Below are 13,483 nucleotides of genomic sequence, written 5' to 3'. Positions count from 1 at the left end.
TCCCGCACCCTGCGCAGCCGGCACGGCACTGCGCCGCGTTACGTTGCGTAGCGCTTCACAGCGCTTCGTTGCGTTGCGTCGGGTTGTGCTGTGCCGCGCGGTGCGCAGATCACCACCGGCGCGGATTCGACGCTCTGCCTGGTTGTCGACGTGGCCCACGACATCGTGTTCTTTCTCGCTCCGGACGACCGCAGCAGGCGGGCAACGCCGAACGGGCCCGGCACCGCGCCGAGTTGGCCACCACCCCGGACGCAGCTCCTCGCCGAGCACGACCTCGCTGAATGGCCTGGTCGGCGGGGCCGGTCGACGGCGGCGCCTCCGAACCTCGGCCCACGGGGGCTCCGGCGCCGGGAGGCTTCGGTGGAGCCCAGGCGGGGAACACGGGCGGATGACCGAGCGGATGACTGATTCGAACGACGGGCGACGGCCGATCGTCTCGGCCCCGGGATCGCACCTGTACCGAGGCGTCACGGTACGGATGAGCACGCGCGACGACGTCGATCCGGTGCGGGAACGAATGCGACCGGCGGACCTCCTGTTCGGTGACGGGTCGCACACGGCGGCACAGTTGATGAGTGACGATCGCGGTCGCCTGACGTTGTGGGTTCAGGCGTACGTCACGGAACGCGGCACGGAGATCCCGGAGCGAGTGTGGTCGGTGACGGTCCTCGAAGAGGACACACCGGGAGGCACGGCTACGCTTCGGCTGGGGTCGCGATTGCCGTGACCCGGGCCCCGACGGCCGGCGCCCCGAAGGCCCGCCGGATCGGCTGACCGGCTGACCGGCTGACCGGCGGCGACCGCGTCACGCTGCGGGTCGGGTCGGGTCGGGTCGGCTCGGCCGACCGGTGCGAGTCCGTCACGTGACGCGAACTCCCGGGTCGGGTAAAGCTCCTGACGGGGTGGAGTATGTGGACGGACTCAGCCGTGCAGGGTGGGTCGGTAGACGAGCTCTTGGATGTCGCCGTCGAGCGTCCGGCTCTCGATCAGCTCAAGGTCGAAGTCGGCCGCGCCCTGGAAGATCGGGGCCAGCCCGGTCCGACCGGTGATCACGGGGAAGAGCGTCACCTGGACGCGGTCGACCAGACCGGCGGCCATCAGGGCCCGGTTCATCGACAGGCTGCCGTGCGAGCGCAACGGCACTGCGGACTCCTCTTTGAGCCGGGCTACGACCTCGACGGCATCGCCGCTCACGAGGGTCGCGTCCGGCCAGTCGAGGGGTCCTTCCAAGGTGGTCGACACCACCGTTGCCGGCAGGTTCCTCATCCGGGTGACCCAGGGGTCACGCACCTCGGACTCCTCGGTGCTTGCGGCCAACATCTGCGCGAACTGCCGGTAGGTGTTGGCCCCGAGGACCATTCGCTGTTCCTCGCGGTACTGGGCGAGTCGGTGGTCGAGAAGTTGCGGGCCTTGCTTGCCCCAGTAGCCGGTCCAGTCGCCGCCGGCGGCGCCGAAGCCGTCGAGGCTGGAAAAGATGTCGAAGGTGTAGGTGGTGGTCATGACGCTCTCCTTGGACACGGTCGACCCGATGCGAAGATCCATCCGGTGTTACTGCAGACAGAGACCGGAAACCACGGCGAAACTCATCGCTGTCGGGCTGTAGGTCGTGTTCCCGGTGACGCATTGGACGGGACGAGCCGAACCGTTCCCGGGTAGGGTGCCGCCGTGGATCTGAGCAGGTATCACGGATACTTCCTCGACGGCATATCCGTCGCGGCGGGCGACGGCGGTTCCACGGTGAGTGTTTCGCTGACGCACGGGGACCGCGTGGTTCTCGAACTGTCCCACGTGGTCCACGTGAAAATGGACAGCTGCGGGGACTGGGACGAGTTCGTCGACAGGATCGTCGTGCGTGAACTGCCCCGAACGGGCCCCTGGCCCACTGAGGCACGCCATCTACTCCACCACAATCACAACAACGACTGCATCATGGTCTGGGTCAGATTGATCGGCCCCTCGGAGATCGAGATTCTCGGCCGGGTCCTCACGGTGCGCTGAAATCACGGTGCGCTGAAACGCGAGTCGTCCGCCACGTCCGGGACCGGGTGTCGGCCGCCCCCCCATCCACGGGGCGCTTCCGGTCCGACGCGGAGTGCGCACGGGAAGGCTTTCGGGTGGTTGTCGTCCGGGTGTGCAGGCCGGGTGGTGGCTCGGAGTGCTGCCTGGGTGTGGCACTCCCAGGGTGTCGCACGCCCTGGTTGAGGGTCACCGGGCTGCCCAGACTCGATGGGGCAGGGCGCGGACGCATGTCCGACATCCCCTGGCCGGCGGTGGTTCACCACAGTGCGACCGACGCTGCCGAAACAACGCGAGCCGGCACGACGGTCGGCGTCGACGAGAGCATCGAGGACATCGCCATGGCAGGACAACGACTTGACGGCAAGGTCGCGCTGATCACCGGCGCGACCGGCGGCATCGGTACGGCGACCGCCGAACTCTTCGCCCGCGAAGGCGCCCGGCTGGTGATCACCGACATCGCCGAGGCATCTCTGCGGGACCTGGCCCACCGGATCGAGGCGGGTGGCACCGAGGTCGTCTCCGCCCGCCTCGACGTCTCCTCGGCGCGCGAGTGGGACGACGTGATCGCCGTCGTACGCGACCGGTTCGCCACGCTGGACGTGCTCGTGAACCTCGCCGGCATCGTGGGCTGGCCGGGTATCGAGGACACCCGGGAGGAGGCGTGGGATCGCGTCATCGACGTGAACCAGAAGGGCACGTGGCTCGGGATGAAGGCGGCGATGCCACTCCTGCGTGCGAGTGGCAACGCTTCGGTGATCAACACGTCTTCGGTACTCGGGCTCGTGGGAAGCGGTGCGGCCGCGGCCTACCAGGCGTCCAAGGGAGCGGTGCGCCTGTTGAGCAAGACCGCTGCGGTCGAGTACGCGCTGCAGGGAGTGCGCGTCAATTCGATCCATCCCGGGGTGATCTCCACGCCGATGATCCAGGAGATCCTGGACGACCAAGGCGACCAACAGCCGGACATCCAACGCACCCCGATGCGTCGGGCCGGCCGCGCCGACGAGATCGCACCCGCGATCCTTTTCCTCGCCTGCGACGACTCGTCGTTCGTCACCGGCTCGGAACTCGTGATCGACGGCGGGCTCACCGCGCACTGAGCAGTCGGACCCGGGTGACGTCCGCAACGGATCGCCGTACAGGCGGGCTCTTCGACTGTACGTGCGCCGATGGCTTCGCTCACCGGGGTCGGTCGCCTCACCGCTTCGTCCTATTCGATTCCATTCAACTCCATTCGATTCGTTCGATTCGATTGGATGCGGTCGCCGTGCGCCGGCGCCTGCGAACTGCCGCACCAAGGAGCGCACCATGACATCTGCGACCCACTCCACCGAAACCGCCGAGTTCGCCGGAAAGGTTGCCCTCGTCACCGGGGCCGCGCGCGGTGTGGGCAAGGCGACGGTGGCCCTTCTCAGCAGCCGCGGCGCCCGGGTCGTCGCCCTCGATCTGCGTCCCGACGTCGAGTCACTGCCGGACGAGTTTCCCGGCGTCCTGGCGATCACCGGCGACATCACCAGGGAGGAGACCGCCGTCCGAGCGGTGCGGTCGGCCGTCGACACCTTCGGTGGACTGGACATCCTGGTGAACAACGCCGGACGCACCCTGAACAAGCCCGTCACCGAGACCACCGCCGAGGACTGGGATGCGGTGATGGCCGTCAACGCCCGCGGCTCCTTCTTCGCGAGCCGAGAAGCCTTCCGGGCCATGAAGGCCCGAGGCGGCGGATCCATTGTCGCCACCGGCTCCTACGCCGGCACCGTCGCGCTCCCCGAAGGCGCCGCCTACAGCGCGTCGAAGGGAGCCCTGGCCCAGCTGATCAAGGTGCTTGCCGTCGAGGGCGGGCCGCTGGGCATCCGCGCCAACATCGTTGCCGCCGGCGTCATCGAGACCGATTTCCTCGACACGATCCGCCCCGACAGCCGCGCCTACCTGGCGTCCTTCGCCGACGCCCAGCCCTTGGGCCGAGTGGCGCAGCCCGAAGAGATCGCCGAGGTCCTGTGCTTCCTCGCGTCGCCACGCTCCGGCTTCGTCACCGGGGCCGTGATCGCCGCCGACGGCGGCTTCACCGCGGTATAGAGGGTCGACGCGCCCCGGACGTATCCGTTTCCTCCCTCGGTGCGCGTATCCGGGCGAGTTTCGATGTCGGCGCTGCCTGCCGGCAGTGCGTGCCGGTGGTCCAGGCCGGTGGTGCGTACCGGCGGAGTGTGTCGGTGGGCGACGGTAACGTCCGCTCGATGAGTATCGAGACAGCACACGGTGGCGGCGCCGAGGTTCGGGTCAGCCTGTCCCCGGAGGCAGTGGAACGAGTTCGGGCGTTGATCGGGCTGGGGCTCGCCGCGTCGATCGAGGATTACGTGGCGGACTCCGTTCGCAACCGACTCGCCGGGTTCCAGGACCTCGCCCCCGGGGCTTCCCGCCGACCCGATGGCGACCCGAGGGAGTGGGTCGTGCCGGGTCGACGCACGTAAGCGGAGCGAGCCGCGTCGCGGGGATTCCGGTGTCCCGCGTCGGGGGTTCGGGCCGTCGGGCGCGGGGCGATGCGGTCAGGGCGTGGCGAGGACGGCCGCGTGGGCGGACGCGACGAGGGCCGGTCCGGCCACCCCCAGATTGCGCAACGCCCGCGCGGCCGTCCCGTGTTCGAGTTCCGCGACCGCGATCACGACGTGGGCCGTGCGCAGCTTCTTCGGGCGCGCGGACTTGGCGAGGGCGATCGCGCGTTGGAACACGTCGTTCGCACTGCCGGTGGCGCGGTACGGTCCGCGCGGGGCCGGTCCCGGCGAGACCTCGGGGATCGCGTCGGTGTCGATGCCGACCGAACGCAGGGCCGCGCTACGGGTTTCGGCGAGGGAGCGGCGGACGTCCTCGACGGTGATGTTCGATGCCGCGAGGGCGTCGCGGCCGGAGGCGTCGGGGGCGGCGAGGGCTGCCAGGAGCAGGTGTTCCGGCCCGGGAGACTCTTCGCCCAGGGCCCGTGCTTCTCGTTCGGCCTCGGTCAGGAGCAGCTTCATCGCGCCCATGTCGTGTATCGCGTTTCGAAGACCCATAACGGTTCTTGTCCCCCTACTGATCCGGTTGTGGCGCGCGCTTGTGCGGCGACAGTCGTTTGTGGGCGGCCTGGGCGCTCATGCCGAGCGCCTGTCCGATGTGGTTCCACGTCCAGCCTTGGGCGAGGGCGTGGTCCACCGCGGATCGTTCCAGCGAGGCCGCGAGGCTTCGCAGGGCGACGACGGCCGCGAAAGCGTCCTCGGGACGCTCGGGTGAGGGAACGTCCTTGGCGTCGATCACACATCAACTTTAGTTGATAGTCGACCGGCGCGTCAACAAAAGTTGATGGGGTCGGGGAAGCGACGGACCGGAGACCCGACGGACATCCGCCCGCACATCCCCGAGGCCCCGGGCGCAATTCGCCTCGCGGATCGCGTTTCTCGCCCACCACACGGACCGTCCCCGGGCCTCCGGACCTCCCCGGCATTCCCGGCCCGGCCGGTCGTCCCGGTCTTTCCGGCCGCGATCCAGCCCACTACCGGTAGTGGCCGAGATCCGGCTCGTTGCCGGCCGGGAGAGTCGGTCGGACGCACACCTCCCGCGCCGGCGCGGGCATCCCACACATCCCCACACCCAACCGGCCCCTTCGCCACGCCGGTCCCGACTGCACGGCAGTATGTTCACCGACGCTCCACTCACGCCCCGCCACGGCCCCGCCTCCGCCGCCCCACCTGGCCCCGTCCTCGCGCCCGCGCCCGCGCACCCCACAGCCGATTCCGCCACCACCTGCACGAAAATTGCGTTGATCTTGCAAGAACTTAACCAGTGCTGCACTACCCTTGCGGCATGGTGCGTCGACTTGCTGAGGTAGCGAAGAAAGTCGGAGTGAGCGAGGCGACGGTCAGTCGCGTGCTCAATGGCAAGCCCGGGGTGTCGGAGGGGACCCGGGCGGCGGTGCTTACCGCACTCGATGTGATGGGATACGAGCGGCCTACGCAACTGCGGGGCGAGCGCGCGCGGTTGGTCGGCCTGGTGCTGCCCGAGTTGCAGAACCCGATCTTTCCCGCGTTCGCGGAGATCGTGGTGGGCGCACTCGCGCAGCGCGGCTTCACCCCCGTGCTGTGCACGCAGACGGCGGGTGGCGTGTCCGAGGCGGACTACGTCGAGATGCTGCTCGACCAGGCCGTTTCGGGGGTGATCTTCTTCGGCGGGATGTACGCGCAGGCCGATTCGCCGCACGGCCACTACGCCCGCCTGGCCGAACGCAAGCTGCCTACCGTGCTGCTCAACGCGGCCGTGGACAACCTCGACTTCCCCCGCGTGAGCTGCGACGACGCGGCCGCGGCCGAGCAGGCGATCGCCCACCTGACCGCGCTGGGGCACGAGCGGATCGGGCTGATCCTCGGGCCGCCCGATCACGTACCGTCCAACCGCAAACTCGCCGCAGCGCGGGCCGCGATCGACCTGCCGGCGGACCGTGTCGAGCACGCGTTGTTCTCGCCCGAGGGCGGTCAGGCCGCCGCGACCCGGCTGATCAAGCGCGGCGTCACCGCGCTCGTGTGCGCGAGTGACCCGCTCGCGCTCGGTGCGGTAAGGGCCGTACGACGCTTGGGACTTGCCGTTCCGCGCGATGTGTCGATCGTCGGCTACGACGATTCGGCGCTGATGTCGGCGACCGATCCGCCGCTGAGCACCGTGCGCCAGCCGATCGAGTTGATGGGCCGCGCCGCCGTCGAGTTGCTGATGGCCGAGATCGCCGGCGCGAACGTGACGCACGACGAGCTGTTGTTCGAACCGGAGTTGGTGCTGCGGCGCTCGTCGGGCCCGGTGCCCGCGGCCGCGCCGGACGCCCCCGTCGCCCCGAGCACACCCGTCGCGCCGGCGACCCCAACCAACTGAAGGGCGGCATCCTTCACTCCAAGATCGCCTTTCCTGCGTAACGCTGTCGTTATTTTGCAAAATCTCATCGACATCTTGTAGTCGCGCCGAGAACCGTGATTGAGTGTGCTGCGCGCCACGCAGGGTCGGAACCTCCGTCCCGGCCGCCTGCGTCTGCTCGTCCATTCATCGGGTTCCACCGAGTACCGACCGAGATCGGCACGGCCGTCGCTTGGCCATGTCGCCATGCCCCGCACCCGTCGTGGCGCGTACCACACGCCGTACGTCACGGGCCCGCGAGCATGGCGACATCAGGCCCGGCCGGCCGACGGGTCCTCACGGTCAGAAGGGCTCTCCAGATGCGCAGCACGACCCGGCACCGCAAAACCGCCGCCCTCCTCGTCACCGCCGGCCTGATGTTCGCCGGCGTCGCGTGCTCGGACGACTCCGGCGACGACAAGGCCGACGCCGGCTCCCCCACCGGGCCCGCCGCTCCCGGCGCGAATGCCTCCGGCGGCGGGGCCTCGGGCGCCAAGAAGGTCTCCATCACCGTCAACTGCAAGCCCCCACGCACCGCGGAGGTCGACCGCAAACAGTGGGAGGAGGACGTCGACACGTTCCAAAAGGCCAACCCGAACATCAAGATCGAGTCGAAGGACTCGTTCCCGTGCTCGGACCCGACGACCTTCGAGGCCAAGCTGTCGGGCAATCAGATGGAAGACCTCTTCTACGTCAACTACACCAACGTACAAACCGTGTTGGCCCGCGGTGGGGCCGCCGACCTCAGCTCGTACATGACGAAGATCGTCGCGGACAAGGAACTTCGCCCGGACCTGGTGAAGTACTTCCAGGACCCGAGCGGCAAGACGTTCGGCGTCCCGCGCACCAACTACTCGATGGGCCTGGTCTACAACCGCGCGCTGTTCACCAAGGCCGGCCTCGACCCCAACAAGCCGCCGGCCACGTGGGACGAGGTCCGCGCCGCGGCGAAGAAGATCACCGACAGCGGCGGCGGCGCGGTCGGCTACGCCGACTACAGCGCGAGCAACCAGGGCGGCTGGCACTTCACCGCCGAGTTGTACTCGCGCGGCGGAACCGCGGTGTCGCCCGACGGCAAGACCGGCACCGTCGACAGCCCCCAGGGCAAGGCCGTCCTCCAGACGCTGCACGACATGCGCTGGACCGACAACAGCATGGGCAGCAAGCAGTTGCTGACCATCAACGACGTGCAGCAGATGATGGGCAGCGGCCGGCTGGGAATGTACCTGGCCGCCCCGGACAACATCCCCACCATCGTCAACGAGTTCGGCGGCAAGATGGCCGACCTCTCGCTCGCCCCGATGCCGGAGGGCAAGGGCACCCTCGCCGGTGGCGACGGCTACATGTTCAACAAGAACTGCACACCCGAGCAAATCGAAGCGGGCCTGAAATGGCTCGACTTCCTCGCCCTCACCCCCGGCAAGGGCCTCAACGACTGGGCGCGCGGGAAGAAGGACAAGGAGCCGGTCGGCCTGCCCGAGCCCGCGATCTGGACCGGTGCCGCCGCGAAGTCCAACACCGACCTCAAGGCGCAGAACGCGACCCTGCCGGTGGAGAACTACCAGACGTTCACGGTCGCGACCGTCCCCGCGGTCGCCGAGCCGCCGCAGGGCCAGCAGATCTACTCGGTCCTGGACGGTGTGGTCTCCAGCGTGCTCACCAAGAAAGACGCCGACATCGACAAGCTGATCGGCGACGCCAACAGCAAGATCACCCAACTCCTGAGCAAGTAGCCGCCGTCCGCCGGTGACCGGGGCCGACGCGCCGATGGCCGTCGCCCCGGCCCGCCCACCCCGATCGACGGCTGCGGCGACCACCGAGGGCGACAGTGAACGACCGCGAACGACCGCGAACGCGGCGAACGTTGGCGGACGTCCCCGAACGTCCTCGGCTGTCAGCACCGCTCAGCGAAGGAGCGCACCACCATGACGACGACGGTCCGGGCCTCCGGAACCGAGCACCCGACAGCCGCGACCCGCCGCGGGCCACGACGTACGCGCGGCGGATCCGGGCGCAAGGTCCGCACCCAGAGCAGATTGCGCCGCAAGGTCACCGCGAACCTGACCGCGTACGGGTTCCTCGCCGGCGGACTGCTGTGCTTCGCGCTGTTCTCGTGGTACCCCGCGATCCGCGCGATCCAGCTGTCCTTCCAACGCACCGCCGGCCAAGGCGGCGCGGCGAGCACCGAGTGGGTGGGGTTCGACAACTTCACCACGGTCTTCGACGACCCCGAGTTCGCCGCCGCGTGGCGCAACACGTTCTACTTCACCGGACTCGCGCTCGTACTGGGCTTCGTGGTTCCCTTCCTCCTCGCGCTGCTCATCAACGAGATGCGGCACGCGCGGGCGTTCTTCCGACTCGCGGTCTATCTGCCGGTGATGATTCCGCCGGTGGTCACCGCGCTCATGTGGAAGTGGTTCTTCGACCCGGGCCCGGGCCTGTTCAACGAACTCCTGCGCGCCACGCACCTGCCCACGTCGAACTGGACGAACGGCGAGGACACCGCGATGGTCTCGCTCGTCCTGGTCGCCACCTGGGCCAACATGGGCGGCACGGTGCTGATCTACCTCGCGGCGCTGCAGGGCATCCCCGGCGAACTCTACGAGGCGGCCGAACTCGACGGCGCCAACCTGTGGCAGCGGATCAGGCACGTGACGGTGCCACAGACCCGCTTCATCATCCTGATGCTGATGCTCCTTCAGATCATCGCCACGATGCAGGTGTTCGTCGAACCGTTCATCATCACCGGCGGCGGGCCGGGGGATTCGACCGTCACGGTCTTGTATCTGATCTACAAGTACGCCTTCGTCTACAACAACTACGGCAGCGCGTGCGCGCTCAGCGTGCTGCTGCTGTTGCTGCTCGCGGCGTTCTCCGCGCTGTATCTGCGGTTGACCCGGACCAAGGACTGAGGGGGCTCGACCCACGATGGCGATGACGCTCACCCACAAGCGCGTCCGCGAGGGCATCCCCCAGGGAAGTCGCGGCCGCCGCAAGGACACCCACGAGGTCCGCACGCTGGTCTCGCCCATGCGCATGCGCACCAGGCGCGGCCGCACGATCTACTGGGTCGTGTTCGCGCTGACCCTGACCGGCTTCACCTTCGCGTTCCTGTTCCCCGTGTACTGGATGGTGACCGGCGCGTTCAAGGCCCCCGACGAGATGCTGCAGAGCCCACCCACCTATGTGCCCAAGGAGTGGCACGGCGACAACTACGCGGACGCGTGGCGCCGGATGGATCTCGCACGCTATCTCAAGAACACCGCCCTCCAGGCCGGCGGCGCGTGGTTCTTCCAGATCGTGCTGTGCACGGCGGCGGCATACGCGCTGTCCAAGCTCAAGCCGATCTTCGGCCAGGTCGTGCTCGGCGCGATCCTGGCCACGCTGATGGTGCCGGCCTCGGCACTGCTCGTGCCGAAGTACCTCACGGCCATCGATGTGCCGTTCGTCGGCACCAATCTGCTGAACACGCCGTGGGCGATCTGGCTGCCGTCGGTGGCCAACGCGTTCAACCTGTACCTGCTCAAGCGCTTCTTCGACCAACTGCCGGGCGACGTCCTGGAAGCGGCCGCGATCGACGGCGCCGGGCCGCTGCGCACGCTGTGGCACGTGGTCCTGCCGATGTCGCGGCCGGTGCTGGGCGTCGTGTCGATCTTCGCGGTGGTCGCGGTGTGGCAGGACTTCCTGTGGCCGCTCCTGGTGTTCCCGGACACCGACAAGCAGCCGGTCAGCGTGGCCCTGGTCCAGTTGTCCGCGAGCCTGCCGCTGACGTATCTGATCGCCGCGATGGTGATCGCGAGCATCCCGATGGTGACGGTCTTCCTGGTCTTCCAGCGGCACATCATCGCCGGGATCAGCGCGGGCGGCGTCAAGGAGTAGCGCCCGGGCGGGAGTCGGCCCGGCGCAGGAGTGGTGGCGGCGCGACGGTTCCGCGCCACGCAGGAGTGGTAGCGGCGCAACGGTTCCGCGCCACGCAGGAGTGGTAGCGGCACAAGCGTTCCGCGCCGCGCAGGAGGTAGCGGCACAAGCGTTCCACCCGGCGCAGGAGTCGGGCGGGGCGGGTCCGAGGCGAACCCTCGGTGTCGGTGCCCCGATCTCGTTCGGCGGTACGGCGTTTCGCGTCATCGCGCGATGCGTCCCTGCCGCCATACCCCCGAAAGGATGAGCGACGTGGCAGAGCACGGCTCGCAGTCGGCAGAGGAGACACCGTGGTGGCGTGGCGCGGTGATCTATCAGGTGTATCCGCGCAGCTTCGCCGACGACGACGGCGACGGTACGGGGGATCTCGCGGGCGTACGCGCGCGACTGCCCTATCTGGCCGAGCTGGGCGTGGACGCGCTGTGGTTCAACCCCTGGTATCCGTCCCCGATGGCGGACGGCGGCTACGATGTGGCCGATTATCGCGGCGTGGCACCGGAGTTCGGCACACTGGCCGGCGCCGAGAAGCTGATCACCGACGCGCTCGAACTGGGTATCCGCACGATCGTGGACATCGTGCCCAACCACGTCTCCAGTGAGCACGCGTGGTTTCGCGCGGCGCTGGCGAGCCCGACCGCGCCCGAGCGGGAGCTGTTCTGGTTCCGTCCGGGACGTGGCCCGGGCGGCGAACTCCCGCCCAACAACTGGGTGTCGGAGTTCCACGGCTCGGCCTGGACCCGCACGACGGACCCGGACGGCACACCGGGCGACTGGTACCTCAACCTCTTCGACTCGCGCCAGCCGGACCTGAACTGGGCCCACCCGCAGGTCCGACAGGAGCACGAGGAGGTGCTGCGTTTCTGGTTCGACCGGGGCGCCTCGGGGGTCCGGATCGACTCGGCCGCCCTACTGGAGAAGGACCCGGCGCTCCCGGACCTCGTCCCGGACGCAACGGCCGAACCCGAGGGAACCGACGGACCCGCCCAACCCGAGGGAACCGCCGGAGCCGCCGGACCCGAAGGAGCCGCCGAACCCACCCGACCACACCCCTACATCGACCGCGACGGCCTGCACACCATCTACCGCTCGTGGCGTGCGATCGCCGACTCCTACCCCGACCCGCGCGTGCTCATCGGCGAGATCTGGCTGCCCGACACCGAGCGGTTCGCCCGCTATCTGCGCCCCGACGAACTGCACACCGCCTTCAACTTCGACTTCCTGTCCTGCCCCTGGGAGCCGATCCGGCTGCGCGCTTCGATCGAGGCCACCCTTGCCGCGCACGCACCGGTGGCCGCGCCCGCGACCTGGGTCCTCGCCAACCACGACGTGACCCGGACGGTGACCCGATACGGCCGCGCCGACACGTCGTTCGGCTTCGCCACCAAGGCCCGGGGCGTACCGACCGACCTCGCTCTCGGCACTCGCCGGGCTCGCGCCGCGGCCCTGCTCACGCTCGCCTTGCCGGGCGCGGTATACATCTACCAGGGCGAGGAGTTGGGCCTCCCGGAAGTCGAGGACATCCCGCCGGACGCGATCCAGGACCCGATGGCGCTGCGCTCGGGCGGAACCTCTCCCGGCCGCGACGGCTGCCGCGTCCCGCTCCCGTGGTCCGGCAGCGAACCGCCGTACGGCTTCAGCCCGGTCGGCGCGACGGCCCCGCCGTGGCTCCCGCAGCCCACCGACTGGGCCGACCGCACGGCCTACGCCCAGATCGGCGAGGCCGACTCGATGCTGGAGCTGTACCGCACCGCGATCCGCGTCCGCCGCGCCGAACCGTCCCTGGGTGACGGCGACTTGACCTGGCTCCCGGGCGCCCCCGATCAGGTCCTCGCCTTCAGCCGGGGCAACACCTTCGCCTGCGTGGTCAACCTGGGTCCGGACCCGGTCGACCTACCGAACCACGACTCGATCCTGCTCGCGAGCAGCCCCCTGCCCCCGGCCCACCACCTCCCGACCGATACGGCGGTGTGGCTGCGCTTGTAGGGCTTTCCCACATCACTCTTCTCCCCCGGCGGGCCCCTCGCGCGACGTGGCGAGAAGTACAGCCCCCTCACGCTGCGTCGTGAGGGGGCTGCGCCCGTTGTCGAGGCCGACCCTTCCCGCCCCGTGACGAGGCGGTACCACCCGCCTCCCTGACCGTCGTCGTCGCAGTACGCGCGATGTCCCGGTCGGGTACCCGAGTCGTCGACCGCCCGGGCCTCGTCCGACCGGCCCGGTCACCCGGAAGCGAACTCCCGCCGACAGCAGTCGATTTGGCAGGCCCCGAGCCAGACGAGGCAGACAGACCCGTGCGCGGCTCCGGGTCGCCGTTCGCCGTCCCGGCCGGTTCGCGCGTGGCGGGACCGGGACCCGAGGCCGAAACGGGTCAGGGCCGGATGCGGCCGGCCCGTACTCCTGGAACGGCGGCCGAACGGCGGGCAGGCTTTCGGTTGTCGGCAAGGGCAATCGGGCGGCAAGTCCCGTAGGCCCTCCGGTAACCGCTCCCGCAACCACGCCGCGATGCCGCCTGCCCGGACTCGCTTACCCCGAAGGAATACTCCATGTCCAGGATCGCCCACACCCGTAGCTCGGCCGTCGGCACCCTGCTCGCCCTCGCGGTCGCCGCCGGACTCGTCGGCGCCGTCGGTGCCACCGCCACGGCAGCCCC

General features: G+C 69.3%; 13 protein-coding genes. 10 read left to right on the top strand and 3 right to left on the bottom strand.

From position 1 onward, the window contains the following. Positions 1 to 400 precede the first annotated feature (400 nt). Positions 401 to 727 (top strand): hypothetical protein, encoded by a 327-nt coding sequence (locus GT354_RS20060; RefSeq protein ID WP_161357676.1) that lies wholly within the window; start codon positions 401 to 403, stop codon positions 725 to 727. A 194-nt stretch (positions 728 to 921) separates the two neighbouring features. Here GT354_RS20060 and GT354_RS20055 read toward each other — a convergent pair whose 3' ends face one another. Beyond that, a complete protein-coding gene (locus GT354_RS20055; protein WP_161357675.1) occupies positions 922 to 1,500 on the bottom strand; it encodes a dihydrofolate reductase family protein in 579 nt (192 codons plus the stop codon). Positions 1,501 to 1,665: 165 nt separating this feature from the next. Here GT354_RS20055 and GT354_RS20050 point away from each other — a divergent pair, with 165 nt between their 5' ends. The 4 genes from GT354_RS20050 (at position 1,666) to GT354_RS20035 (ending at position 4,484) form a co-directional block, all read left to right on the top strand. Next, positions 1,666 to 1,998 (top strand): hypothetical protein, encoded by a 333-nt coding sequence (locus GT354_RS20050; protein WP_161357674.1) that lies wholly within the window; start codon positions 1,666 to 1,668, stop codon positions 1,996 to 1,998. Between the two features lie 359 nt (positions 1,999 to 2,357). Next, the gene (locus tag GT354_RS20045; RefSeq protein ID WP_161357678.1) at positions 2,358 to 3,116 is read left to right on the top strand and encodes a glucose 1-dehydrogenase; all 759 of its coding nucleotides are present in this window, start codon (positions 2,358 to 2,360) and stop codon (positions 3,114 to 3,116) included. Positions 3,117 to 3,324: 208 nt separating this feature from the next. Further along, a complete protein-coding gene (locus GT354_RS20040; protein ID WP_161357673.1) occupies positions 3,325 to 4,092 on the top strand; it encodes an SDR family oxidoreductase in 768 nt (255 codons plus the stop codon). 158 nt (positions 4,093 to 4,250) lie between these two features. Beyond that, positions 4,251 to 4,484: a hypothetical protein gene (locus tag GT354_RS20035; protein ID WP_161357672.1), complete on the top strand. Its 234-nt coding sequence runs from the start codon at positions 4,251 to 4,253 to the stop codon at positions 4,482 to 4,484. Between the two features lie 75 nt (positions 4,485 to 4,559). On the opposite strand, the gene GT354_RS20030 is transcribed toward GT354_RS20035, so the two are convergent. Both GT354_RS20030 and GT354_RS20025 read right to left on the bottom strand, forming a co-directional pair. Next, positions 4,560 to 5,060, bottom strand: coding sequence for a Clp protease N-terminal domain-containing protein (locus GT354_RS20030; protein WP_161357671.1), 501 nt, complete (start codon positions 5,058 to 5,060; stop codon positions 4,560 to 4,562). A 16-nt stretch (positions 5,061 to 5,076) separates the two neighbouring features. Continuing rightward, positions 5,077 to 5,301: a helix-turn-helix domain-containing protein gene (locus tag GT354_RS20025; RefSeq protein ID WP_161357670.1), complete on the bottom strand. Its 225-nt coding sequence runs from the start codon at positions 5,299 to 5,301 to the stop codon at positions 5,077 to 5,079. A 546-nt stretch (positions 5,302 to 5,847) separates the two neighbouring features. Here GT354_RS20025 and GT354_RS20020 point away from each other — a divergent pair. The 5 genes from GT354_RS20020 (at position 5,848) to GT354_RS20000 (ending at position 12,819) form a co-directional block, all read left to right on the top strand. After that, a complete protein-coding gene (locus tag GT354_RS20020; protein WP_161357669.1) occupies positions 5,848 to 6,900 on the top strand; it encodes a LacI family DNA-binding transcriptional regulator in 1,053 nt (350 codons plus the stop codon). Between the two features lie 338 nt (positions 6,901 to 7,238). Beyond that, the gene (locus tag GT354_RS20015) at positions 7,239 to 8,651 is read left to right on the top strand and encodes an extracellular solute-binding protein (RefSeq protein WP_237535262.1); all 1,413 of its coding nucleotides are present in this window, start codon (positions 7,239 to 7,241) and stop codon (positions 8,649 to 8,651) included. Positions 8,652 to 8,843: 192 nt separating this feature from the next. Continuing rightward, entirely contained in the window at positions 8,844 to 9,830 is a 987-nt protein-coding gene (locus tag GT354_RS20010) for a sugar ABC transporter permease (RefSeq protein ID WP_161357668.1), read from the top strand. A 118-nt stretch (positions 9,831 to 9,948) separates the two neighbouring features. Next, positions 9,949 to 10,797 (top strand): carbohydrate ABC transporter permease, encoded by an 849-nt coding sequence (locus GT354_RS20005; protein WP_237535263.1) that lies wholly within the window; start codon positions 9,949 to 9,951, stop codon positions 10,795 to 10,797. A 282-nt stretch (positions 10,798 to 11,079) separates the two neighbouring features. Beyond that, entirely contained in the window at positions 11,080 to 12,819 is a 1,740-nt protein-coding gene (locus GT354_RS20000) for a glycoside hydrolase family 13 protein (protein WP_161357666.1), read from the top strand. The last annotated feature ends 664 nt before the right edge of the window (positions 12,820 to 13,483 follow it).

The sequence above is a fragment of the Streptomyces sp. SID3343 genome, assembly GCF_009865215.1.
GTDB lineage: Bacteria > Actinomycetota > Actinomycetes > Streptomycetales > Streptomycetaceae > Embleya.
This window is presented reverse-complemented; position numbering and strand designations above follow the sequence as displayed.

Bases quoted from the DNA above. Each gene is read 5' to 3' on its own strand.
- GT354_RS20000 (WP_161357666.1), top strand. From the start codon at position 11,080: ATGAGCGACGTGGCAGAGCACGGCTCGCAGTCGGCAGAGGAGACACCG.
- GT354_RS20015 (WP_237535262.1), top strand. From the start codon at position 7,239: ATGCGCAGCACGACCCGGCACCGCAAAACCGCCGCCCTCCTCGTCACC.
- GT354_RS20030 (WP_161357671.1), bottom strand. From the start codon at position 5,060: ATGGGTCTTCGAAACGCGATACACGACATGGGCGCGATGAAGCTGCTC.
- GT354_RS20055 (WP_161357675.1), bottom strand. From the start codon at position 1,500: ATGACCACCACCTACACCTTCGACATCTTTTCCAGCCTCGACGGCTTC.
- GT354_RS20010 (WP_161357668.1), top strand. From the start codon at position 8,844: ATGACGACGACGGTCCGGGCCTCCGGAACCGAGCACCCGACAGCCGCG.
- GT354_RS20045 (WP_161357678.1), top strand. From the start codon at position 2,358: ATGGCAGGACAACGACTTGACGGCAAGGTCGCGCTGATCACCGGCGCG.
- GT354_RS20035 (WP_161357672.1), top strand. From the start codon at position 4,251: ATGAGTATCGAGACAGCACACGGTGGCGGCGCCGAGGTTCGGGTCAGC.
- GT354_RS20020 (WP_161357669.1), top strand. From the start codon at position 5,848: ATGGTGCGTCGACTTGCTGAGGTAGCGAAGAAAGTCGGAGTGAGCGAG.
- GT354_RS20040 (WP_161357673.1), top strand. From the start codon at position 3,325: ATGACATCTGCGACCCACTCCACCGAAACCGCCGAGTTCGCCGGAAAG.
- GT354_RS20060 (WP_161357676.1), top strand. From the start codon at position 401: ATGACTGATTCGAACGACGGGCGACGGCCGATCGTCTCGGCCCCGGGA.
- GT354_RS20005 (WP_237535263.1), top strand. From the start codon at position 9,949: ATGCGCATGCGCACCAGGCGCGGCCGCACGATCTACTGGGTCGTGTTC.